Annotated in this window: 1 protein-coding gene; it reads left to right on the forward strand. The window is 52.7% G+C overall.

Annotated elements, in window-relative coordinates; all coding sequences use genetic code 11:
- The coding region (locus tag CSQ88_RS22655; protein WP_143449607.1) for a transposase at positions 1-404 on the forward strand (404 nt) is incomplete at its 5' end.
- Positions 405-507: the final 103 nt, after the last annotated feature.

Genomic DNA, 507 nt, shown 5'->3' on the forward strand with positions numbered 1-507 from the left:
GCTATGCGGGCTATAAAGCGCTGTTTAGCACGGGCGTAACCGAACTCGGCTGCTGGGCGCATGCAAGGCGCAAATTCTATGAGCTGTATGAATCGAACCAAAGCCCGATTGCCGCCGAAGCGCTGCGGCGCATCGCGGCCCTGTATGCACTGGAAAGCGAGATTAACGCACTGGATTTAACCTCAGAGGCACGGATTGCCGAACGGGCCAGACAGCGTTTGCTCGAAGCCCGACCACTGCTGAACGAGTTCAAAATGTGGCTGGATCAAATGCTGCTCAAAGTTGCCCCCAATAGTGGCTTGGCTAAAGCACTGAATTACAGTTGCAAACGCTGGGATGCGTTGGAGCGCTATAGCGAGGACGGCCTTAGCCCGATTGATAACGGTAATTGTCAAGATAGTTGAGATGTTTTTACGATTTAAGCGACCTGTAATTCCTCGCTTGTTTTAGGCTCAATAGCCCGGTCGGGGTTCAATTGCACTTCATCTTGCCAGCTCCAGTTCCGAG

The organism is Iodobacter sp. BJB302, from assembly GCF_002735645.1.
Lineage (GTDB): Bacteria > Pseudomonadota > Gammaproteobacteria > Burkholderiales > Chitinibacteraceae > Iodobacter.